The organism is Lysobacter oryzae DSM 21044, from assembly GCF_059568595.1.
The window spans coordinates 91,624-115,981 of sequence record NZ_JCANTQ010000011.1; the positions used below are offsets into that span (position 1 = coordinate 91,624).

Sequence of the window (24,358 nt, forward strand, 5' to 3'; positions counted from 1 at the left end):
GCAATCAAATCGCGAGTGTCTGTGACGTCCTGCGTCAGCGCAGTACGCGGAAATTCACGTGCGACCACGCCCCGCTGTCGGCGAGTGCGGTGAGCGTGTGCGAACCGGGTTCGCCGAAGTCGTGCAGCAGGTTGGCGGCGCCCTGGGATTCGCCGATCAGGCGCCCGTCCAGCAGCCAGCGTACGCGCGACTCACTGCCGATGGCGCGCACCGACAAACGCAGCGGCCCGGTGCTGTTGGAGGCGCGGGCCAGCGTGGCCTGGTCGTTGATGCCCTCGATACGCAGCTCTTCGGTCGCGTCGCGGCCATCGGCGATGCAATCGGGCGACAGCGCGGGAAGGCGCGCCGCCGCGCGGGCCTCCAGCGACAGCCAGGGTGAGGCCAGGGCCGGCCAACGCGCGATTTCTCCGCCGCGACGCTCGTGCGGCTGCGTGCAATCGGCCGACAAGCGAAGTCCGCTGCGCGCGTCGACGTCGAAGCGTTCGCGTCCCGCGTTCCACAGTCGCGCATCGCGTTCGGCGAACGTCGGCGGCACGGCACCACCCAGCGACCAGGCCTTCATCCGGCGCCGGCACAACTGCGGCGCCTGCGGATCGGGTTGCACGCCGAGCGGCCAGCAGATTTCGACCTGGGCGACGTCGCGCGGCGGCGGCCGCGGCGCGCCATCGCCGCGCTGGGTCGGCAGGCTGTCGACCACTTCGAACAGCAGCGGCAGCGCCGTGACCACGCCGTACTGCCCGGGCAACGGCGTGCCATCGGGCCGCCCCACCCACACGCCCACGGTGTAGCGCCGCGTGCTGCCCAGCGCCCACGCATCGCGGAAGCCGTAACTGGTGCCGGTCTTCCAGGCCACGCGCGGCCGCCCGCCCTGCTCGAAGGTATCGGCGATGCTGCCGGGGCGTGGGTTCGCTTCCAGCGTGTCGCGGATGATCCAGGCGGCGCCCGGCGACAGCAGGCGTCGCTCCACGCGCGGCGCGGTCGGCTGGTAGCGCACGCGACCCGCGACGCCGTCGCGGTTCAACGCCGCGTACGCGCCGACGAGATCCTCGAGCCGCGCACCGGTGCCGCCCAGGATCATGGCCAGGTTCGGCTTGGCGCCGTTGGGCCATTTCAGGTCGATGCCGGCATTGGCCAGGCGCGCCGCGAAGCGCGAGGGCCCCACGCGATCGAGCAGGTCCACCGCGGGCACGTTCAACGACAGGCGCAGCGCCTCGGCCGCGCCGACGGGCCCGTTGAAGGCCATGTCGAAATTGCCGGGCCGGTAGTCGCCGAACGCCTGCGGTGCGTCGACGAGCAGGCTCTCGGAATGGATCAGGCCGTCGTCGAGGGCCAGGCCATACAGGAACGGTTTCAGCGTGGAACCGGGCGAACGCCAGGCCTTGACCATGTCGACATGGCCGAGCCGCGCCTTGTCGCCGAATTCGACCGAACCGACATAGGCGCGCGCCTCCAGCGTGGTGTTGTCGACCACCAGCAGCGCGGCGGACGTGCGTTCGGGCAGATCGGAGAAGTACGCGGCGACGCGGGCTTCAAGCGTGCGCTGCAGGTCGATGTCGATGGTCGATTCGATGCGCGACGACTTCGGGTCGGCGAACCGCAGGCGCTGTGCCAGCAGCGACGCATGCTGCGGCGGCTGCAGCGAGCGTGCCACGACCGGCTCCATCCGGGCATCGCGCACGTCTTGCGCCGACCACGCGCCGAGCGTGCGCATGCGTGCAAGCACCTTGTCGCGTGCGATGCGCGCGCGTCCGGCCTCGCGGTCGGGCCGCAGGCGACTGGGCGATTGCGGCAACACCGCCAGCAGCGCCGCCTCCGCATGCGACAGTCGGGCCGCGGGCTTGCCGAGATAGGCCCAGCTTGCGGCTTCGATGCCCTCGATCGTGCCCCCGAACGGCGCACGGTTGAGGTACAGGGCCAGGATCTCGCGCTTGCTCAGGTGCACCTCGAGCTGGATCGCGCGCGCCAGCTGCTTCGCCTTCGCCCATGGTGTGCGGGTGTGGCGACGCTCCGCGGGCATGTCGAGGATGCGCGCGACCTGCATGGTGAGCGTCGAGCCGCCGGACACCACCCGGCCGTGGCGCAGCCATTGTCCGCCGGCACGCGCCAGCGCGATCGGGTTGACCCCGCCATGGCGCCAGAACCAGCGGTCCTCGTAGTTGAGGAGTGCCTGCAGGTACAGCGGCGACACCTGCTCGGCCGTGACGGGATAGCGCCAGATGCCGCCGCGATCGGCGAAGGCGCGCAGCGGCGTCGCATCGCGCGACAGCACGACGGCGCCGGCATCGCGATCCTCCGGCAGCGGCAGCGGAAACGCGAGGTCCAGCAGCATCGCCGCGATCAGCAACAGCAGCGTGACGAGCAGCGCCTGCAGCGGGAACCGGTGATGCAGGCGCAGCCGCCCCAGCTGCCGATACGCCGGAGCCGCCTGCAGGCCTTGCGCGTCTGCCCGATCGGTCGCATGGGTGCGGGCTTGCGGTCTGCTCTCGTTGTCGTGCGCTGCGTTCAAGGAAACCCAAAGCTGCTTCGCTGCTGGAACTCATCGCGGGTGCCGGCCATCCCGGCACCCGCATCGCCGTTACTTGCCCGGCTGCTTCACCGTCAGCATCGCCGGACTGGCCTTGCCCACGCCGCGCATGTCGGGCCGATACATGTCCTCGACCAGCGATGGCGGCACGGTGTAGGTGCCCGGCGTCACCGCGCGCACCAGGTAGAACAGCTTCGCCGTGTCGTAGGTGCTGAGCTTGAGCGCGGCGACGTAGCGGTCATCGCGGTATTCCTCATGCCGCACCTCGGCCGCTTCGTCGCGGTCGGCAATCTCGATGCCGTCCACCACGACGCCTGCCCACTGCTTGGCGTCGCCGAGGTTGAAGTTCTCGATCTCCAGCCCGGCCGGCAGCAGGTCGGTCACCAGCGCGTCGGGCATGTTGACGCTGCTCTTGATCGTCAACTGCACGATCAGGCTGTCGCCCTCCTCCAGGGTGCCGCCGCTCCACTCGGTGCCGTCGGTGTTGTAGTACTTGCGCGTCACCGAGACGATGCTGGCATCGGGCTCCGGAGCCGAGCGCGGCACGCCGGCGACTTCCAGGCTGGCGAACAACGGCGGCTGGCCCTGCGGTACGAAGCTCACGCCGCGCGCCAGGGTTTCGTAGTCGAACGTGCGGCCGGTGATGCGCGTTGCCGCGACATCGATCGCCTCGCCCGCCACCTTCCACTGGCCGGTGATGGTCTTCTTCTGGTCAGCCATCAGCGCCTTGCCGAGTCGTGCCAGCGCTACCTGCTCCTGCGTGCTCAGCCAGAACCAGCGCATGTTGCGGCGCGCATCGAGTTCGCGTCCGAGCGATACCGCGCGCGCGTCGTACTCGGGCCTGGCGTAGCCGCGCTCGTGCAGCAGGGCGATCATCAGTGCATCGTCGCGCAGGCGGCTGCCATAGTCCGCCAGGTACACCGGCCGTTCCTTGGGGTCCTTGGCGAAGCCCGCGGCGATCGCCTTTGCCCCGCGCGCCTTGTCGCCCTGCAGCGACAGCGCCAGGCCCAGGTGCACCAGCGGCAGCCCGGTCATGCTCTGCTTGCGATTGTTGTCGTACAGCGCCCGCAGCGTCCCCAGCGGCGCGCGATTGACGCGGGCCAGGACGTAACCGGCGTGGGCCTGGTAGGCGAACTTGAGGTGGTCGCGGTTGTCGTAGCCGTAGAACGGCGTGCCGCCGGCGAGCAGGTCCTCATTGAGCGCCTTCAGCGCCTTCTGCAGCATGTTTTCCGGAACCGCGAAGCCGGCTTCGCGCGCATCCAGCAGGAACTCGACGATGTACGGCGTCAGCGTCTGGTTGACGTAATCGCCATCGCCCCACATCGAGAAATGGCCGGAGCTGATCTGCATGGAAGCAAGGCGGCCGAAGGCGCCCTCCATCCGTTCGCGCCGCTGCTTGGCGCTGAGGCCGGCGACGCCGAGCATCTTTGCCGTGTCCTCGTCGAGCTCCAGCGCGGCGTAGCCCTTGCTGGTGGTCTGCTCGGCGCAGCCGTACGGATACTTCAAGGCATCCTCGAGCGCCGCGGCGAACGGGATCGGCGGCAGCGCGCTCACGACCATGCGTGCCTGCACGGAGCCGGGCATCAGTCCGTCGGCGATGTCGGTGCCCAACGGCACCGGCCCCAGCTCGTTGAGCACGCGCGTGCGCGAGCGCATCACCGCCGACCAGGCCGGCCGCACCGGTACGTCGTACTTGCGGTCGACGCTGTAGCCGTTGCCGTCCACCCGCACGCGCACCTGCGCGGTCGTGTAGCCCTCGCGGGCGACCACCGGGAAGGTGTAGGTCGTCTTGCCATCGACGCCGAGCTTGGCCATGCGCGAACCGTCCGAAAGCGTGAGCGGGCCGATGCCGTCGAGCTGCACCTTGAACTCGCCCGGCTTGCCGGTGAAGTTCTGCACGTCCAGGGTCACGCTGCTGCGGTCGCCCGGTGCGAGCACGCGCGGCAGGCTGGCCTCGGCCAGCACGGGCGCGCGCACGATGGTTTCGTTGTCCTTGCTGCCGTAACGGTTGCCCGCATACACCATCGCGGACACACGCAGCGTGCCGTTGAAATCGGGCACCGGCAGCTTCACCCGGACCAGGCCCTTTGCATCCAGCTTCACCGGGCCGCTGAAGAGATCCACGGTCTGCACATGCGCGGTCGGCCGGCGCGCCTGCGGCAACGCCAGCGGTGCCATGTCGCCGCCGAAACGGATCCTCGCCGTGCCGCCTTCGAAGCTCTCGATCACGCGGCCGTACACGTCATACGCGTCCACGCCGAGTCGGCGCTGGGCGAAGAAGTGCTTGCTGGCATCGGGCACCGGGAAGCGGGTGATGTTGAGGATGCCCACGTCCACGGCCGACAGGGTGACGAAGGCCTCCTGCCCCGCCAGTTGCGGCACGCTCACGGTGACGGCCAGGTCGCGCTCCGGACGCATCTGCTTGGGCACCGCCAAGCCGACCGCCACGGTACGGTCGCGGCGATCCATCGGCACGTGCGCGATGCCGACGGCGCGGGCGGGCGTGATCTTGTCGGTCGCGGTGCCGCCGCGGAAGACCAGCGCGGTGACGTAGACGTCATGGCGTTCCCACTCCTTGGTCACGGGAATCTCGAAGGTGCTGCCCGCCTTCGCTTCGATGTCCTGCACGTAGAGCATGTGGTCGCTTTCGACCATCAGCAGGCCCTTGCCTTCGTGCGGGGGCGTCAGCGTCACCTTGAGCAGGTCGCCGGTCTTGTACGCGGTCTTGTCGAGTGCGAGCTTGACCTTGTCCGGGCGCGCATCCAGGCCGCGGTTCTCGTCGCTCCAGCTCCAGCCGGCCTTGAACGGATAGCGCGTGGTGAGCTTGGTGGCCGGATCGAACACGTCGAGCCGGTAGTCGCCCCATTCCACCGGGAAGTCGATCTTCACCGGCGACGCACCGGCGTTCACCGTGCGTACGGTGATGTCCTCGTAGCGGCGGGTGAAGTCGTAATCCCAGCCGTCGTCGTCCCAGTTCCAGTGATAGTCGCGGTGCTCGCGCACCAGCGTGACCCGCAGGCCGTTGCCCGGCCGCGGCCTGCCGTCGGAGCCGAAGCGGCTGATCTGGAAGGCCGCGTTGGCGTTGGCGTCCGTGCCTTCCTTGTCATCGAACAGTGGCCGCACGCCGACCAGTGCGTCGGCCGGCCACAGCACGCGCTTGAGGCTGCGGTTGACGCTGCGGCCGCCGGTCTCGAACACGCTGCCGGTCACCATCGCCGCAATCGTGCTCACCGGCTTGGCTTCGGCCGGCAGCGCGATGTCCTCCTGCAACTTGCCGTCGGCGTCGAGCGTGGCGTCGATGACATCCTTGGCTTCCTTCGGCAGGTTCAGGGTCGGATCGCCGAAGAACCAGCCGGGCAGCTGCTCGAGCGGATGCTGCTCGACGGCCACGGTGAGTTTGGCGGTGAAGCGGTTGGACGCCGCCGGTGCACCGTAGAGGTAGGCGCCGGTCGCCTGCAGCCGCAGCGGTTCGCCGGGCTTGATCACGTCCTGCGCGCTCAGGTCCAGCTTCATGCGTTCGGGCAGGAATTCCTCCACCCGCAGGGTCATGCCCTGCACGGCCTCCTTGCTGGCGGGATCGGTGCGGAACTCGACGCGCCAGCGGCCGGTGGCCGCATCGACCGGGATTACCTGGGTATGGCGGACGTAACCCTGCGCGTCGGGTTGCAGGCTGGTTTCGAGGAACGTCTTGCCATCGGGCTGCACGTAACGGACGAACACCGGCTGTAGTCCCTTGCCCTTCGCCTTGGCCGCAAGCGGCTGGCCATCCTGGTCGCGCAGCAGCGCCGACAGGCGCACGGTTTCGCCGGGGCGGTAGAGGTCGCGACCGGACCAGGCGAACACGTCGAACCAGGCCTGCTCGCGCCCGGCGACGGCGAATTCGGACAGGTCGAGCGCGGGCTGGTTGAACGGCAGCATCGACACGTCGCTGCCGCGCTGCGCGATCAGCACGTGCGCGGCGTCCAGCTTGTAGTCGAGCATGGCGTTGCCGTTGCGGTCGGTGACCGACTTCAGCACGGGCTCGCCAGCACCGTTGAGGACCTTCAGCTCGACGCCCGCGAGGGCGCCCCCCGTTTCCAGCGAGGCGGCATGCACGAACAGCCGGTCCTTGTAGGCGCGGGTGTGCAGGCCCAGGTCGCTGACGGTGAAGAAGGCGGTGTCGAATTCTTCCTTGAACGTGCCGGTCCGCTTCATCACCGCGAAGTACAGGCCGGGTTCCTGCAGCTCTTCGATGTCCTGCAACGGCAGGTAGGTCAGCACGCGCTCGTTCTTCTTGCCGCCGAGGACGAAGCGGTTGACGTAGACCGGCTCGGCCATCGACGACAGCGGCGAGCGGCCATGGCTGATGCCCTCGTCGTCGTCGTAGGAATACTCGCGCTCCAGGTCCCACGCGCTGCGGCGGCCACCGCGCTGGAACTCGGCGAAGAACCGCGGCAGTTCCTTTTCCTTGATCCGCAGGAACTCGACGTCGACTTCCGGCACGTTGACCGACACCACCGGCAGGCCGCGGCTCTCCCGCGCCGGCAGCACGCTGCCCTGCGAGGCGAAGCCGACGACGGGCTCGAGCGGGCCGGTGTAGACGGTGCGCTTCTCTTCCTTGCCCAGGCGGTTGCCATCGGCGGCGGTCAGGCCGGCGCGGATGGTGACGAGGTATTCCTTGCTCGCCTCCACGTGCGGGAAGCGCAGCACCTTGGCTTCGTCCTCGCCATCGTCGTCCAGCACCCAGCTGCCCTTGATCGCTGCGCCTTCCTTGTCGGTCACGGCGATCAGCGAATCGAATTCCTGCGTGCCCACGATCGGTCGGCTGAATTCCAGGGCGAGGGCGAGTTCGTCGTCGCCGGCCTGGTCGGGATAGGCCGCGACGAGCCCGAAGCCCTTCACCGCCTCGCGCTTGGCCGCGATCTTTTCGCCACTGACTTCCGGCAACTGCCCGTCGGCATCGCGCTTGCAGCCGCCCAGCGCCAGCAGCACCGACAGGGCGAATACCACCACGCCCTTCCTCAGCATGCGGTTGGATGCCAAGCGACCGGACAGCAGACGGGACTGCACGGATCCCTCCGAACACGTAACGCGCTTCATGCGACTCTCCCCAGGTTTGCGCAAGCGTATAGAACCGGAGCGGCGTCACACAATGGCGCCGGGCGATTGCAGGAAGTGCGCCAGTGAACTGGCGTTTAGCATCGCTCCGATGGGAAACGCGGCGCCTGGAAAATGCAGCCTTACGTGGTTTCGTGGCGACGGCGGCCAGCGCTCTTTCGCGGGTTGCATTTGGCCTTCCCGGAAAAGAAAACGCCGCCCGGAGGCGGCGTTTCACTTTGGCTGGAAGAGCGAGGAATCAGTCCGCCGATTCCGACGGAAGCGCCTCGATCGAAGCCACCGGCGCCACGCCGTGGACCGCCTCGACGTCGCCGTCGCCCTCGTCGTCCAGCGATGCATCCAGGCGTTCGATCGCCTGCAGCGATTCGTCCGCCGCCAGGCGCATCAGGGTGACGCCCTGGGTATTGCGGCTGACCTGGGAGATTTCCGCGGCACGGGTCCGTACCAGGGTGCCGCCGTCGGAAATCAGCAGCACCTCGTGGTGGTCGGACAGCTGCACCGCGCCGACCAGGCAACCGTTGCGTTCGGTGGTCTTGAGCGCGATCACGCCCTGGGTGCCACGGCCCTTGCGCGGGTACTCCGCGACCGGGGTGCGCTTGCCGTAGCCGCGTTCGCTGGCGGTCAGGATGTCGCCGTCGCCGTCGATCACGATCAGGCTGACGACCTTGGCACCGCCGGTGGCCACCGTTTCCTCGCCACCCTCGCCTTCGCCATCGCCCTCGACGTCACCCGCCGCCAGGCGGATGCCGCGCACGCCGGTGGCGGTACGACCCATCGAGCGGACTTCGCTTTCGGCGAAGCGCACGGCCTTGCCATTGCTGGCGAACAGCATGATGTCGCGGCTGCCGTCGGTCAGCTCGGCGTTGACCAGCGCGTCGCCCTCGTCGAGGTTGATCGCGATCTTGCCCTTCTGCAGGCGGAAGGCGAACTCGGTGAGCGGGGTCTTCTTGACCGTGCCGTTGCGGGTGGCGAAGAAGACGAACTTGCCTTCCGCGTACTCGCGCACCGGCACCACCGCCTGGACCTGTTCGCCGGCTTCCAGCGGGATCCAGTTGATGATCGGGCGGCCGCGCGCGTTCGGGCCGGCATCCGGCAGCTGGTGCACGGACAACCAGAACACCCGGCCGGCGCTGGTGAAGGTCAGCAGGGTGTCATGCGTGTTGACCAGCCACAGCTTGTCGATGAAATCCTCGTCCTTGGTCGACGCGGCGCTGCGGCCCCTGCCGCCGCGCTTCTGCGCGCGGTAGGCGCTGACCGGCTGGCGCTTGGCGTAACCGGAGTGCGACAGCGTCACGACCACGTCTTCCGGCGCGATCAGGTCGAGGATGTCGAGGTCCTCTTCGCTGGCGCGGATTTCGGAACGACGGGCGTCGTTGAATTCTTCCTTGAGGTTGCGCAGCTCGGTGCGGATGACCTCGAGCAGCACGGCCGGGTTCTCGAGGATCTCGATCAGGCCGGCGATGGTCTTGAGCAGTTCCTTGTATTCGTCGGTGAGCTTGTCCTGCTCCAGACCGGTCAGGCGGTGCAGGCGCATTTCCAGGATCTGCTGGGCCTGGGTCTCGGTGAGCTGGTAGCGACCGTCGATCAGGCCCACGCCCTGCGGCAGGTCTTCCGGACGCGACGCGTCGGCCCCGGTCGCCGCGAGCAGCGAGGCGACCAGGCCCGGCTCCCAGGTGCGCGCGAGCATGCGGTCGCGCGCTTCGTTCGGGTTCGCCGAGGTCTTGATCAGCTCGATCATCTCGTCGATGTTCGCGAGCGCCACCGTCAGGCCTTCCAGGATGTGCGCGCGGGCGCGTGCCTTGCGCAGTTCGAAGATGGTGCGGCGGGTGACGACTTCGCGGCGGTGGCGCACGAAGGCTTCGAGGATCTGCTTGAGATTCAGCAGCTGCGGGCGGCCATCGACCAGCGCCACCATGTTGATGCCGAACACCGACTCCATCTGCGTCTGCTGATAGAGGTTGTTGAGCACCACTTCGGCCGATTCGCCGCGCTTGACCTCGATGTAGATGCGCATGCCGTCCTTGTCGGACTCATCGCGCAGCTCGCTGATGCCCTCGAGCTTCTTTTCCTTGACCAGCTCGGCGATCTTCTCGATCAGCCGCGCCTTGTTGACCATGTACGGGATCTCGGTCACCGCGATGGCTTCGCGGCCGGTGTCCTCGTTCACTTCGATCTCGGCCTTGGCGCGCATGCGCACGCGGCCACGGCCGGTGCGGTAGGCGAGCTGGATGCCGCCGACGCCGTTGATGATGCCCGCGGTCGGGAAGTCCGGGCCGGGGATGTAGTGCATCAGGCCGTCGATGTCGATCGCGGGATCGTCGATCAGCGCGATCGTGGCATCCACCACTTCGCCCAAATTGTGCGGCGGGATGTTGGTCGCCATGCCGACCGCGATGCCGGCGGAGCCGTTGACGAGCAGGTTCGGCACCCGGGTCGGCATGACCGTGGGTTCGAGTTCCTTTTCGTCGTAGTTGGGCTGGAAGTCGACGGTTTCCTTGTCGATGTCCGCCATCAGTTCGTGCGAGAGGCGCGACATGCGTGCTTCGGTGTAACGCATCGCCGCGGCGGAGTCGCCGTCGATCGAACCGAAGTTGCCCTGCCCGTCGACCAGCATGTAGCGCAGCGAGAACGGCTGCGCCATGCGCACCAGGGTGTCGTACACCGCGGTGTCGCCGTGCGGGTGGTACTTACCGATGACGTCACCGACGATGCGCGCCGACTTGTAGTACGGCTTGTTGCTGTGGGCACCAAGCTCGTTCATCGCATACAGCACGCGGCGATGCACGGGCTTCAGGCCATCGCGGACATCCGGCAGCGCGCGTCCCACGATCACGCTCATGGCGTAATCGAGGTAGCTGCGGCGCATCTCGTCTTCGAGGTTGACCGGGATGATTTCCTTGGCGAGTTCTGCCATTCGGGTTCCGTTTCTGTGCGTTCGCATCGGGCCCGGAGGCGGGGCAAAGGCATGCCCGAGCGGGCGTGCTTTGCGGCTCGCTCAGGGCGGCTTCAAAAGACGTGAAATCGTACCACGAAACGGGGGCGTAAAGCACCCCGATTCCCATACTGAAACAAGCACTTACGGGGCTTTTTGGGTGCTTCTTGTAACCCCCGGCCAAAAGCGGGCAAGACGGCCTGCCACGGCGTCGGGCCCAGCCGGCGCTTCAGGGGCCGAACGCGAGCTTCATTGCAGCCTCGTCCGGCCGCTCGATCACGCCCTTCTCGGTCACGATCGCGTCGATCAGTTCATGCGGCGTGACGTCGAACACCGGGTTCCACGCGCCGATGTCGGGCGCCGCGGTACGCACGCCCCCGATGGCGAACATCTCGCCCGGGTCTCGCTCCTCGATGTGGATGGCGGCGCCGTTGGGTGTTTCCATGTCGACCGTGGAGGACGGCGCGGCAACCATGAACTTCACGCCGTGATGGCGGGCGGCGATCGCCAGCTGGTAGGTGCCGATCTTGTTGGCGGTGTCGCCATTGGCACAGATGCGGTCGGCGCCCACTACCACCCATTGCACGGCGCCGGTCTTCATCAGGTGCGACGCGGCCGAGTCGGCGATCAGGGTCGGCTGGATGCCGTCCTGCTGCAGTTCCCACACGGTCAGGCGTGCGCCCTGCAGCCACGGCCGGGTCTCACCGGCGAAAACCTTGTCGATGCGACCCTGCGCCACGCCGGCACGGATCACCCCCAGTGCAGTGCCGAAGCCGGCGGTCGCGAGCGAACCGGTATTGCAGTGGGTCAGCACGCCGCTCTCCGGTGCGATCAGCGCCGCGCCGAGCGCGCCCATGCGGCGATTGGCGGCGAGGTCCTCATCGGCAATCGCCTGCGCCTCGCGCACGATCACGTCGCGCCAGTCAGGCCCGGCGGCGCCGAGCGCCCGGCGCATGCGCGCCAGCGCCCAAGCGAGGTTGACCGCGGTCGGGCGCGCGTCATTGAGACGCTGCATCGGCGGCTCGAGCTTGCGCGCGGCTTCGGCGCCGTCGGCCGCTTCGACCTCCTTGCCCGCGAGCACCACGCCCCAGGCAGCCGCAATTCCGATGGCCGGCGCGCCACGCACGGTCAGCGAATGGATCGCTGCCGCCACGTCGTCGCTGGTGTTGCAGCGCACGTATTCGACCTCGAACGGCAGCTTGCGCTGGTCGAGCAGTTCCAGGGCATCGCCGGTCCAGCGGATGGGACGGATGCGGTCGTAGCGGTCGAAATCGAAGGTGTCGTTCATACGCGGATTGTAGTCCGCCCCGACGACCTAGGCCCGGGCGAAGTCGAAGGCCAGCACGTCGGCGATCCGCGGCGTGCCGAGCATCGCCATCACCAGCCGATCCACGCCCATGGCGACGCCGGCACAGGCCGGGAAACCCGCCGCCAGCGCCGCCAGCAGGCATTCGTCCCGCGGTGGCGTAATGTCGCCGCGCTCCTTGCGGCGCTGCAGATCGGTGTCGAAGCGGGCGCCCTGCTCTCCTGCATCCGCCAGCTCGTGGTAGCCGTTGGCAAGTTCCAGCGGCCCCAGGTACAGCTCGAAACGCTCGGCGACCGGGAGATCACCGTTCTCGCGGATGCGAGCGAGCGCACACTGCGAAGCGGGATAGTCGTAGAGGGCGAGCAGCTGGTCGGCCGGAAACGCAGGCTGCAGGCGATGGGTCATCAACAAGTCCAGCCAGTCGTCGCGCGTCAGGCCGGTCGGATCGATCACGACGTCGCCAAGGGCCGCGCGCAGTTGCGCTTCACTCGCGCTCGCCGGATCGATGCCCAGCTGCTGCCGGTACAGCTCGTGGTAACCCACTTCAACCAGCTGCGCGGAACGCCCGAACAGTGCGAGCGCGGCATTCACCAGTTCCGCGGTTTCGCGGATAAGCCGGCGATGGTCCCAGCCCGTCCGGTACCACTCCAGCATGGTGAATTCGGGGTTGTGGCGGCCGCCGGCTTCGCCATCGCGGAACACGCGCCCCAGTTCGTAACAGTCGCCAAAACCCGCGGCGAGCAGCCGCTTGAGCGGATACTCGGGCGAGGTACGCAACCAGCGCGTGCGCGGCGCACCATCGGTACGTCCGCTGAACTCCAGCGAGAACGAAGCAATGTTCGGATCGGTGTTGCCGGCGCGCGAGAGCACCGGCGTTTCCACTTCGACCACGCCACGCTCGGCGAAGAACGCGCGGATGGCACCATTGAGCCGCGCGCGCAGCCGTAGCGCGTCGAAGCTCGCCGACGGTTGCCAGTCCGGGATCACTGTCCGTGCCCGGTAAGGAAGGCCAACAGCTTCGCTTCATCCCAGATCTCGACACCCAATTCCTGCGCCTTGGCCAGCTTGGAACCGGCCGCCTCACCGGCGACGACGAACGAGGTCTTCTTCGACACGCTGCCCGAGACCTTGGCGCCGAGGGCTTCCAGCTTGGCGCCGGCCTCATCGCGCGACATCGCGGCGAGTCCGCCGGTCAGGACGACGGTCTGCCCGGACAGCGGCCCCTCGCTGGCGCGTTGCGGGGCCCCCTCCATCCAATGCACGCCATTGGCGCGCAGCGCGCCGATCACCTCGCGGTTGTGCGGCTCGGCGAAGAAGTGCGCGATCCGCGACGCCACGATCGGGCCGATGTCCGGCACGGTTTTGAGCGTGTCGACATCGGCGGCCATGATCGGGTCGAGCGCACCGAAGTGCTTGGCCAGCGTTTTCGCCGTGGATTCGCCGACATCACGGATGCCCAGCGCATACAGCAGGCGCTCCAGCGTGGTGCCGCGACTGGCGTCGATGGCGGCGATCAGATTCTCCGCCCAGCGCGTGGCGATCTTGCCCGACTTCACCGTTGCTGGCGTTGCTCCGGCCGCGGCGTCGGCGCGGCGCTTCATTTCCAGGAAGTCATCCAGGGTCAGCCTGTAGAGATCGGCGACGGTATGGACGTACTCGAACTCAACCAGGGCGGCGATGAACTGCTCGCCGAGTCCTTCGATGTCCATTGCCCGGCGCGAGGCGAAATGAAACAGCGCCTGCACCCGCTGGGCCGGGCAGTACAGGCCGCCGGTGCAGCGGGCCACGACCTCACCCTCCTCGCGCTCGACCGCCGAACCACAGGCGGGACAGTGCGTCGGCATCACGAACGGCGCGTGCATCGGCCTGCCTTTGGCATCGGTCGGGCGGCGCTCCTCGATGACGCGCACGACTTCCGGGATCACGTCGCCGGCGCGGCGGATGATGACCACGTCGCCCTGGCGCACGTCCAGGCGCGCCACCTGGTCGGCGTTGTGCAGCGTCGCCTTGGTGACGACTACGCCGCCCACGTGCGTGGGGGTGAACACGGCAAACGGCGTCACCGCGCCGGTGCGGCCGACGCTGACTTCGATCGATTCGACCGTGGTGGCCTCCTCCTGCGCCGGATACTTGTGCGCGATCGCCCAGCGCGGCGCGCGCGACACGAAACCCATCGCGCGCTGCTGGTCGTAACGGTCGAGCTTGTAGACGACGCCATCGATGTCGTACGGCAAGGCATCGCGTTGTTGGCCGATATGCCCGAAGTATTCCAGCAGGCCTTCGGCGCCGCGCGCGGTAGTGACCTGCGGGGACACCGGCAGGCCGAAGTCGCGCAGCAGGGCCAGCGTCTGCGAGTGCGTCGCCGGCAGTTGCAATCCCTCCGCCTCCCCCAGTGAGTACGCGAAGAAGCTCAGGGGACGCTGCGCAGTGACACGCGGATCGAGCTGGCGCAGCGAACCGGCCGCGCCGTTGCGCGGATTGGCCAGCGTCTTCTCGCCGTTTTCGCGCGCCCATTCGTTGTAGCGCTCGAAGGCCGCCTTCGGCATGTAGACCTCGCCGCGCACCTCGAGCACGGCGGGCGCCTTGCCGCGCAGTTTCAAGGGAATCGCCCGCACCGTGCGCAGGTTGGCGGTCACGTCCTCGCCCGTGGCGCCGTCGCCGCGCGTCGCTCCCCGTACGAACCGGCCGTCCTCATAGCGCAGGCTGATGGCCAGGCCGTCGAGCTTGGGCTCCGCGGAAAACACCGGCTCGAAGTCGCCGGTTTCCTTGCCGATGCGCGCGACGAACTCGTGGATTTCCTCCGGACTGAAGGCGTTGGCCAGCGAGAGCATCGGCACCGCATGGCGAACCTCGGCGAATTTCGCCGAGGGCGCATTGCCCACGCGCTGGGTTGGCGAATCGGGCGAGGCCAGTTCCGGGTGCACGGCTTCCAGCGCCTGCAGCTCGCGCAGCAGGCGGTCGTACTCGATGTCCGGGATGTTGGGATCGTCGAGGACGTAGTAGCGGTAGTTGGCGTCTTCGAGCTGCTGGCGCAGGTCGGCGATGCGATCGGCGGGATGGGAGGCGCGTGGGGTCACGTGCGGACTGCGCTCAGGGTCGGACGATGTCGCAATTGTAGTGCCGTGCCCGCGCCGCAGGCTTCGCGCGTCGAAGACAAGCGGGACACTCCGCCCCGGACATTCGCGTGTGGCGCGTTACCAGCGTCCCGGCTTGGTCAGCGGCGGCGCTTCGCGCTGGCGGTCGTAGGCACGCAGTTCGTCGCGGATGTGGGCGATGCGCTGGCGGCCCAAGGCGTTGCGCGATTCGTCCAGCACCACGCCATCGAGCAGCTCCGCCATGCGCTGCGCGGTCGGCAGCATGGTCTCCCATGCATCGAGGGCCGGCACCGATGCGGGCAGGGTCAGGAAGAAGGCGATGGCCGGCGTTTCCATGGCCTGGATGTTGGCCATGTCGAAGCTGCCCGGCTTCATGATGTTGGCGACGCTGAAGACCGGGCCGCGCTCGGAGTGATTGTCGATCAGGCGGTGGAACACGCCCATGTGGCCGTACGTCAGTCCCGCCTTCTCCGCGGCGACGACGATGTCCGGACCATGCAACCTGGCGCCCGCGCGCGCCGCGAGGTACAGCGTGACGATCTTCTCGAACGATTCCTCTTTGCGCTTTCCGAGGTCGTTGGAAGCGGCAGCCGGCGCTACCGGGGCTGCGTCCAGGCCGAGCTCCGGCTGGGTCGCGCGTTCGTCGTAGTTGTCGACGGGCGCCTCGTCGCCGGCAGCGCCCAGCGTGGGCTCCATCCGGGGTGCGAACGCATCGGCAATGCTCGGCCGCGGCACCCGCTTGCCCTGCTCCTGCTTGCGCGGCCTGCCGAAGAAGATGATCGCGCCGATCAGGATCAATCCGGCCATGGCGATGGCCATGCGCAGCAGGGTCGTGTCGGACATCGTGCGTGGTCTCCCTTCTGTCTTCGCGCTCTTACGCGGCGCCGGCCAGGCGCGTGGCTTCGGCGAGGTCCACGGACACCAGGCGGCTGACGCCCGGTTCGCGCATGGTCACGCCGGAAAGCTGTTGCGCCGCTTCCATCGTCGCCTTGTTGTGGGTGACGAACAGGAACTGTACCTGCTCGCTCATCTCGCTGACCATCGCCGTGAAACGGCCGACGTTGGCTTCGTCGAGCGGTGCGTCGACTTCGTCCAGGAGGCAGAACGGCGCGGGATTGAGGCGGAAAATCGCGAATACCAGCGCCACGGCGGTCATCGCCTTCTCGCCACCGGAGAGCAGCGAGATATTCGACACACGCTTGCCCGGCGGGCGCGCCATGATCGCGACGCCGGTGTCGAGCAGGTCTTCGCCGGTGAGTTCCAGGTAGGCATGGCCGCCACCGAACAGGCGCGGGTACAGCTCCTGCACGCCCGAGTTGACGCGGTCGAAGGTGTCCTTGAAACGGCCGCGGGTCTCGCGGTCGATCTTGCGGATGGCTTCTTCCAGCGTCTCCAGCGCCGCGGTGAGGTCGGCGTCCTGCGCGTCGAGGTATTCCTTGCGCTGCGCCTGCTCGGCATGTTCGGCGATGGCGGCGAGGTTGACCGGCTCGAGGCGGCGCAGTTTGCCGTCGAGGTCGGTGACCACCTTTTCCCACGCCGAGGGATCGGCGTCGTCGGGCAGCGTGTTGACCACGTCCTCGATCACGAAGCCGGCTTCGACTATCGCGGCGCTGAGCGTCTCGGCCTTCAGCACCAGTGCCTGCTGCTCCAGGCGGCGCTGGCCGATGGCTTCGCGCTGCGAGATGGCCTGCTCGTCGCGGGCGTGGCGGGTCTGCTCGAACTGGCGCAATTCGTTATCGATGCCGTCGAGCGCGGTGCGCGCGGCGGTGAGGTTCTGCTCGACGGTGACGCGCTGCTCGAGCGCGACCTGCCGCTGTTCTTCCAGGTGGTGCACCGGCTCGTCGCCTTCGGCAAGCTGTTCGGCCAGTTCACCCAAGCGCGAGTCGAGCTGGCCGCGCTGGCCGCCCATGCGGTCCAGCGCCTGCATCAGGCCGGCGATCTGGGCGCGCTGCGTTTCTACACTGAGCAGCAAGGCCTGCGCGGCGTCGCGCGATTCGCGGGCCATGGTGCGGGCCTGCTCGCGCGCCTCGAACAGCGCGCGGCGTTCAGCGTCGAGCTGCAGGCGGGCATCTTCCAGCTCCGCCATGCGCATGACCGCCTCTTCCTGGCGGGCGCGCGCTTCGGTGGCCTGCTCGCGCGCACCTTCCAGCGTGGCGACCAGCTGGGCAAGTTCCGCGTCGATCTTCTCGATGCGGTTGCGGGCGCTGTCGAGGCGGCCCTGCTGGCTCTGCAGCTGGCCGGCGAGCTCGGACACGCCGCGGTGGGCCATGTACAGCGCGCGCTGCGCGTCTTCGCGCTGCTGCTCGGCAGCGAGCAGGCGATCGCGCCAGGCGGTGATGCCACGCTCGAGTTCGTGCTCTCGGTGCTGGAGTTCCTCGATCTGCGCGCGTAGCTCCTGGATCTCGCGTTCGCGCAGCAGCGCGCCCTGCTTGGCCGCGCCGGAGCGCAGCACCCGCACCCAGCCGGCGCCGAGGCGCTCGCCGTTGCGGGTGATGATGGATTCGCCCTCGCCCAGGCGCGGCAGCAGCGCACGGGCGTCGGCCAGGGTTTCCGCGGTGTGCAGCTTGGCAAGGATGCGGCGGATCGCGATCGGGCCAGTGACCTTCGAGGCCAGCGACGTCGGTGCGAAGGCGATGGCGTCGTTGTGCGGATCCACCAGCGCGAGTCGGCCTTCGCCGAGATCGTCGATGGCATCGACCAGTGCTTCCGGCGCCTCGACCAGCACGCCTTCGATCAGCTGGCCCAGCGCGCTTTCGACGGCGTTTTCCCAGCCCTGCTCGACCACGAGCTTCTCGCCGACGCGCGCGGCGTTGTCGAGGCCGCGCTGGCGCAACCATTCGGTCGCTGCGCCCTGCTCCTGGCCGAGTGCGGCGTGCTGCAGGGTCTCCAGCGACGACAAGCGGCCACGCGAGGTCTGCGCCTGCTTGCGGACTTCAGCGAGCTCGGTCTGCGCGGCGCGCTGCTGGTCCTGCAGTTCGGTGAGGTTGTGCTTGCGCTGTTCCAGCTCGCTGGTCAGCGTCTCCAGCGAGGCCTTCTGGACGTCGTGCGTTTCCTGGATGCCGGCGAAGGCGTCGGCCAGCGCGGTGAGGTCCAGGCCCGTGCGCTCGGAGGTCAGCGCTTCGCGACGGCGGTCGGCGTCGAGCGACTGCCGGTCCAGGTGTTCGATGCGGGTGCGTTCGACGTCGGCGGCGCGCGCGGCTTCCGACTGGGCGCGGGTGTGCGCATCCCAGCGCTGCTGCCAGTCGTTGAGCCTGGATTCGGCGTCGCGCAGTGCCTCCTGGCGGGCGACGTCTTCCTCGCGCAACTGCTCCAGGCGCGGCTCGGCGTCCTCGATGGCACTGCGCAGCACGTCCAGCTTGGACTGGTCGCTGCCGATGTGCTGGGCGATCTCGGCGAGCTGGCTCATGGCCTCGTCGCGCGCGCGCTGCAGGCGCGTGGACATCTCGCGCTGGTGCTGGATCTGCTGCTCGATGCGCGCGAGCGCGCCGCCGACCTCGTAGCTGGCGGCCTGGGCCTTGTTGAGATGCTCGGCGGCTTCCTCGCGGCGGACGCGGCCGGTCTCGATCAGGCGCTCGGCCTCGCGCTGCTCCGCGATCAGCTGCTGCAGGCGGGTTTCCTGCTGGCTGAGCTTCTCGCGCTGGGTCTGCAGCTTCTGGTCGAGCACGCGGTGTTCGAGCGCCTTCCATTCGGCGTCCTTCACCTTGCGCTCGGCCTGGATGGCCTGGTACTGCTCGGCCTGGCGCGCCTGGCGCTTGAGGTGTTCGAGCTGCTTGCCCACTTCCTCGCGCAGGTCCTTGAGGCGGTCCAGGTTCTCGCGGGTGTGGCGGATGCGGGTTTCGGTTTCCTTGCGCCGCTCCTTGTACTTGGAGATGCCGGCGGCTTCTTCCAGGTAGACGCGCAGTTCTTCCGGCTTGGCCTCGATGACCTGCGAGATCATGCCCTGCTCGATGATCGAGTAGCTGCGCGGACCCAGGCCGGTGCCGAGGAACAGGTCGGTGATGTCGCGGCGGCGGCACTTGGCGCCGTTGAGGTAGTACTGGCTCTGGCCGTCGCGGGAAACCACGCGCTTGACCGAGATTTCATTGAACGCGGCGAATTCGCCGGTGATGGTGTGGTCGGAGTTGTCGAAGATCAGCTCGACCTGGGCCTGCGACACCGGCTTGCGCGCCGAGGAGCCGGCGAAGATCACGTCGGTAAGCGAGTCGCCGCGCAGGCGACTGGCCGAGCTTTCGCCCATCACCCAGCGCACGGCATCGATGATGTTGGACTTGCCGCAGCCGTTCGGACCAACGACGCCGGTCATGTTGGTCGGCAGGTGCAGCGTGGTCGGATCGACGAAGGACTTGAAGCCGGACAGCTTGATGGTGGAAAGACGCATGCGGCAGAACAGCCCCTGACGCTGCCCCGGAGGCAGCGCCGCTAAGTGACAAAGCCAGTTAGAAGTAGTGCCTAACCTTTTGATTCGACTAGGCAGTCTTGCGCCTTCAGGCGCAAGGTTCCCGGGAGTATACCGGCTGCCGCGGCGCACAAGCGGTGGCCTTTGCGGCCCCTCCAGGACACGAAACGCCCGCTCTCCATGCGACCGGGGGATCGCCTGCCGTCAGCGGGCCCCGCGTCTGCCGGACGCCCGCACGATGCCGTGGACCGCCTTCCCGCCGTATCAGTCCCGCTGGGCCTCGGCCGGGGTGCGGGCGCGGATGGCCAAAGCATGGATGTCGGTGGTCATCAACTCGCCGACGGCGGCGTACACGGCCCGATGCCGCGCGATCGGGGTCATTCCCGCGAAGGCATCGCTCACCACGTCGACCCGGAAATGGCCGCGGCCGTCACGGGCACCGGCATGACCGGCGTGCCTGTGGCTTTCGTCCTCGATCTCCAGCGAGACCGGCATCAGCACCGATTCGATCGCGGCACGGATGGCATCCACCCGTTGCCCGCGTGGCAGGCCGGTAGCGGATGAAGCGGTCACGGCAGCACCCGCTTGAACGGGCGCACGTCGACGCGGGCGTACACGCCGGCAGCAACGTATGGATCCGCGTCGGCCCAGGCGCGGGCCTCTTCCAGTGAACCGAATTCGGCGACGACCAGGCTGCCGCTGAAGCCGGCCGGACCCGGATCCTCCGCATCGATGGCCGGGCACGGCCCCGCCAGCATCAGGCGGCCCTCGTCGCGCAGGGCAGTGAGCCTGGCCAGGTGCGACGGGCGCGCGGCGACCCGCCTGGAGAGGACATCCGGGCCGTCATGGCCTTCGATCACGTACCACATGCCGTTGTTCTTCCCGTGCGCTGGAGCGTGAATTGTAGCCGCGTGGGCTTTTGCCCCGGCTCCGTCACGAAAACCGGCTGGACACGCCCATGCCCACCCCGTACCCTTGGCACAACTACCTAGGCCGGAAGCAGCGGCCGTCGCGACAGGCCTCCCCACGCCGTCGCACACGCACATCGACGTGCGTCGCTGCGCCCTACCGGCCCGAGCCCGCAATCCACTTCACCTCACCGCCCCCGCCCAAGCGGGCGCGCAGGCTGGAGTCCATTCGGGCACCGGGGTCGAATTTTCCAGCAGCTTGCGCCTTTGCTGTCCGTAGCACCTTGCGGTCGTGTGTTCGCAGACCCGGGCTTGCCCGCTGCCTGCACCGCCTATGCCGTAGACAATGCCAGGGCCCGGAGGGGCCGGCTCCGAATGACCGACGACGTAAACAGCGGCGACATAAATAGTGGTGGCAGCGCGCCCGCCGCGCCGCAGAACAACCACAACGGCAACAATCGTCCGCAGCAGCAGGAAATGCCGCTGGCGATGGTGCTCGGCCAGCCGGTGCTGCAGATCCCGCAGGACCTGTACATCCCGCCGGACGCCCTGGAGGTCATCCTCGAGGCCTTCGAAGGCCCGCTGGACCTGCTGCTGTACCTGATCCGCCGGCAAAACCTGGACATCCTCGACATCCCGGTCGCGGAGATCACCCGCCAGTACGTCGAGTACATCCAGACGATGCACGAGATGCGCTTCGAGCTGGCGGCCGAGTACCTGGTGATGGCCGCGATGCTGGCCGAGATCAAGTCGCGCATGCTCCTGCCGCGCGCGGCGACCGAGGAAGGCGAGGAAGACGATCCCCGCGCCGAACTCGTCCGCCGCCTGCAGGAATACGAGCGCTTCAAGAAGGCCGCCGAGGACATCGATGCCCTGCCCCGGCAGGACCGCGACACCACGCCGGCCGCCGCCTTCGTGCCCGACCGCGCCAGCGTCAAGCTGCCGCCGCCGGTCGAGCTCAAGGAAATGCTGCTGGCGCTGCACGACGTGCTCAAGCGCGCCGAGCTGTTCACCCAGCACGCGATCAAGCGCGACGCCCTCAGCGTCCGCCAGCGCATGGGCGAACTGCTCGAGTCGCTCAAGGACGGCGTCTTCCACCGCTTCGAGTCGCTGTTCACGGCCGAGGAAGGCAAGCTCGGCGTGGTGGTGACCTTCCTCGGCCTGCTCACGCTGGCCAAGGAACAGCTCGTGGAAATCGTCCAGGAAGGCCCGCTGCAGCCGATCTACGTGAAGTCGCTGGCGCTGATGAAGGACGGGGAGGAGATCGAGCTGAGCAGCGAGTTCGACGAACCCGCGGCCAACGACGACTCGCGCGCGTGATGCACCGCCGCCGGCTCGCCCCCACGAACCCATGAGCCATGGCAATGACTGAAATCCTTATGGACCCCGCGGTTCCCGATTTCGAACTCCAGCCAACGAACCAGCGCAAACCAAACCTGATGGAACAAGACCTCATCAACCGCATCGTCGAAGGCGCCCTGCTCGCGGCCAACCAGCCGCTGACGCTGGCGCAACTGCACGCCCTGTTCCCGGAAGACCAGCCCGCGCCGAACGACAGCGTCGAACAGGCGCTGGAATTCCTGCGCGAAGACTGCGCCGACCGTGGCGTCGAACTGGTCGAACTGGCCTCCGGGTTCCGGTACCAGGTCAAGGCCGACGTGCATGCCTGGGTGTCGCGCCTGTGGACCGAGCGCAAGACCAAGTACACCCGCGCCACGCTGGAAACCCTCGCCCTGATCGCCTATCGCCAGCCGATCACGCGCGGCGAGATCGAACAGGTACGCGGCGTCGCGGTCAGCAGCAACATCATCCAGGCGCTGGAAGAACGCGAATGGATCCGCGTCGTCGGCCATCGCGACGTGCCCGGCAAGCCGGCGCTGTTCGGCACGACCAAGGCCTTCCTCGACTACTTCGGCCTCAAGCGTCTGGACGAGCTGCCGCCGCTGTCGGAGCTCAAGGACATCGGCGAGCTGGAACCGCAGTTGCAGTTCGACAACGTGATGGATGCCACGCCGATCGAAGCCGGCGGCCTGGGCGCCCCCGGGGTCGAGGCCGATGCGGCGAACGGCGACGACGCCGGTGACATCGCGGCCGACGACGATGAGGCCGACGACCTCGACTCCAGCGAATCCGAAGACGACCGCATCGAGGGCTTCGACGCCGCCGATGCAGATGAAGACACCGCCAGCGATGGCGAACCCGAAGCCGCGACGGGCGAGTCCGCGGCAGACGAGAACGATGAAAGCCTGCACGACGAAAGCGAAGACGTGCCGGACAACGCCGTCGAGACGACGACCGTTCCCATGACCGATGACGACGCCGAACCCTCCCATGCGGAGCAGGCATCGTCGGAGCAAGAGAAAAATGACTGAAGAAAAGAGCCGCAAGCTCACCCTCAAGCGTCCCGGCGCCGAAGCCGCCGACGCCCCCAAGCTGGAAGAACGCCTGCACAAGGTGCTCGCCCAGGCCGGCCTCGGGTCGCGCCGCGCGCTGGAACAGCGCATCGCCGACGGCCTGGTGAAGATCAACGGCGAGACCGCCACGGTCGGCCAGAGCGTCACCGGCGGCGACAAGATCGAGATCGACGGCAGGACGTTCGTCGCCACCGCGCTGACCGAACCCGCGCGCGTGCTGATGTACAACAAGCCCGAAGGCGAAGTCACCACGCGTGAAGACCCCGAAGGCCGCCCGACCGTGTTCGAGGCGCTGCCGATGCTCAAGGGCGCGCGCTGGATCGCGATCGGCCGCCTCGACATCAACACCACCGGCCTGCTCCTGCTTACCACCGACGGCGAGCTCGCCAATGCGCTGATGCATCCGTCGTTCGAGGTCGAGCGCGAATACGTCTGCCGCGTGCGCGCACCGGAAGGCCAGGAAGTGGTTCCCGACAACCTCGTCGACCGCCTCGCCCGCGGCGTCGCGCTCGAGGACGGCCCCGCCAAGTTCGACGAGATCGAACGCATCGGCGGCAGCGACTCGCACGACTGGTTCCGCGTCGTGGTGAAGGAAGGCCGCAACCGCGAAGTGCGCCGCCTGTGGGAATCGCAGGGCTGCCAGGTCAGCCGCCTCAAGCGCGTGCGCTACGGCAAGGTCGCGCTGCCGCGCGAACTGCTGCGCGGGCAGTCGCAGGAACTCGCGTCCGACAAGGTCGAAGCGCTGCGCAACGAACTCGGCCTGGACAGCGACACGCCCTCCGCCCTGACCCTGCAGCCGGTGATCGGCCAGCGCAAGGCGGCGAAGTCGACCATCGACCTGACCGGCAAGAGCCGCTCGCACGGTTACGTCGGCGGCCACAACACCGCCGATGAAGGCCGCGAGCTGCGCCGCTTCGACCACGTGCGCGAAGACCGCCGCGGCGGCCGCGGCGGCAAGAAGCCGCACGGCGGCCTCACCGTCAGCGGCGAGATGGCGGCCAAGCAATCGCAGAAGCCGTTCAAGCAGCGCAAGGAAAAGGGCCCGAGGCCGCTGCCGGAAGGCAACCCCGCGGCCTTCCGCACCTGGTACGTGCCCGAAGGCGTGGAGACCGGCCCGTCCGGCCACCGCAATCCGGAAAACCGCGGCCCGAAGAAGCCCTATGGCAACAAGGGCGGCGGCCGTCCCGGCGGCGGTGGCGGCGGTTATGGCGAACGCGGCCCGCGTCGCGAGGGCGGCTTCGGCGGCCAGGGCCAGGGTGAAGGCGGACGCGGTGGTTACGGCGGCGAACGCCGTGGCCCCGGCGGCGGTGGCCAGGGACAGGGCCGCGCGCCCAAGCCCTATGGCCATCCCGGCAACGCCCCCAACTTCCCGTCCGATCACGCCAACCCCGGCGCGTTCAACCCGTACGGCGACAAGCCGCGCGGACCGCGTCCGGGCGGACGCCCCGGTGGTCCGCGTCCTGCAGGCGGTCGACCCGCTGGCGCTCCCGGCGGCAATCGCCCGGGCGGCAATCGCGGTCCCGGTGGCCCGCGTCCGAGCGGTCCGCGTCCCGGCGGTCCGCGGGGCGGCGGACGTCCTGGCGGCGGTCGTCATTCCGGCGGCTGATGGCCGACGGCGACGTCGATAGTGTTCGCTACGAAGGGCGCCGATGGCGCCCTTCGCTTTTTCCTGCGAGCAGTCACGTA

At 68.4% G+C, this 24,358-nt stretch carries 13 protein-coding genes; 3 read left to right on the forward strand and 10 right to left on the reverse strand.

All coding sequences use genetic code 11. The features are described 5' to 3' along the window. Positions 1-34: 34 nt before the first annotated feature. From pbpC to BP05_RS08780, 10 genes are all read right to left on the reverse strand, one after another. Entirely contained in the window at positions 35-2,395 is a 2,361-nt protein-coding gene (gene pbpC / locus BP05_RS08735; protein WP_496363118.1) for a penicillin-binding protein 1C, read from the reverse strand. A 180-nt stretch (positions 2,396-2,575) separates the two neighbouring features. Continuing rightward, positions 2,576-7,531: an alpha-2-macroglobulin family protein gene (locus BP05_RS08740; RefSeq protein WP_496363120.1), complete on the reverse strand. Its 4,956-nt coding sequence runs from the start codon at positions 7,529-7,531 to the stop codon at positions 2,576-2,578. 328 nt (positions 7,532-7,859) lie between these two features. Beyond that, on the reverse strand, positions 7,860-10,535 hold the full coding sequence (gyrA, locus tag BP05_RS08745; protein WP_496362520.1) for a DNA gyrase subunit A: 2,676 nt from the start codon (positions 10,533-10,535) through the stop codon (positions 7,860-7,862). Positions 10,536-10,782: 247 nt separating this feature from the next. Then, positions 10,783-11,841 (reverse strand): S-methyl-5-thioribose-1-phosphate isomerase, encoded by a 1,059-nt coding sequence (gene mtnA / locus BP05_RS08750; RefSeq protein ID WP_496362522.1) that lies wholly within the window; start codon positions 11,839-11,841, stop codon positions 10,783-10,785. Between the two features lie 27 nt (positions 11,842-11,868). Next, positions 11,869-12,843, reverse strand: coding sequence for an EF-P lysine aminoacylase EpmA (gene epmA / locus BP05_RS08755; protein WP_496363122.1), 975 nt, complete (start codon positions 12,841-12,843; stop codon positions 11,869-11,871). Continuing rightward, positions 12,843-14,936 (reverse strand): NAD-dependent DNA ligase LigA, encoded by a 2,094-nt coding sequence (gene ligA / locus BP05_RS08760; protein ID WP_496362524.1) that lies wholly within the window; start codon positions 14,934-14,936, stop codon positions 12,843-12,845. The genes epmA and ligA overlap by 1 nt, the downstream gene beginning before the upstream one ends. Before the next feature lie 117 nt (positions 14,937-15,053). After that, entirely contained in the window at positions 15,054-15,797 is a 744-nt protein-coding gene (zipA, locus tag BP05_RS08765) for a cell division protein ZipA (protein WP_496362526.1), read from the reverse strand. Between the two features lie 31 nt (positions 15,798-15,828). Further along, on the reverse strand, positions 15,829-19,332 hold the full coding sequence (gene smc, locus BP05_RS08770; RefSeq protein WP_496362528.1) for a chromosome segregation protein SMC: 3,504 nt from the start codon (positions 19,330-19,332) through the stop codon (positions 15,829-15,831). Between the two features lie 282 nt (positions 19,333-19,614). Next, complete coding sequence (locus tag BP05_RS08775; protein ID WP_496363124.1) at positions 19,615-19,845, reverse strand: BolA family protein; 231 nt, start codon at positions 19,843-19,845, stop codon at positions 19,615-19,617. Between the two features lie 74 nt (positions 19,846-19,919). Next, positions 19,920-20,219, reverse strand: a complete 300-nt coding sequence (locus BP05_RS08780) for a YciI family protein (protein ID WP_496362530.1) — start codon at positions 20,217-20,219, stop codon at positions 19,920-19,922. Positions 20,220-20,633: 414 nt separating this feature from the next. Here BP05_RS08780 and BP05_RS08785 point away from each other — a divergent pair, with 414 nt between their 5' ends. The 3 genes from BP05_RS08785 to rluB all read left to right on the forward strand — a co-directional run bounded on the left by BP05_RS08785 (position 20,634) and on the right by rluB (position 24,278). Then, positions 20,634-21,578, forward strand: coding sequence for a segregation and condensation protein A (locus tag BP05_RS08785; protein ID WP_496362532.1), 945 nt, complete (start codon positions 20,634-20,636; stop codon positions 21,576-21,578). Between the two features lie 119 nt (positions 21,579-21,697). After that, positions 21,698-22,630 carry an SMC-Scp complex subunit ScpB gene (gene scpB / locus BP05_RS08790; RefSeq protein ID WP_496363126.1) on the forward strand — a complete coding sequence of 311 codons (933 nt, stop codon included), beginning with the start codon at positions 21,698-21,700 and terminating at the stop codon, positions 22,628-22,630. Then, on the forward strand, positions 22,623-24,278 hold the full coding sequence (gene rluB / locus BP05_RS08795; RefSeq protein WP_496362540.1) for a 23S rRNA pseudouridine(2605) synthase RluB: 1,656 nt from the start codon (positions 22,623-22,625) through the stop codon (positions 24,276-24,278). The genes scpB and rluB overlap by 8 nt, the downstream gene beginning before the upstream one ends. Positions 24,279-24,358: the final 80 nt, after the last annotated feature.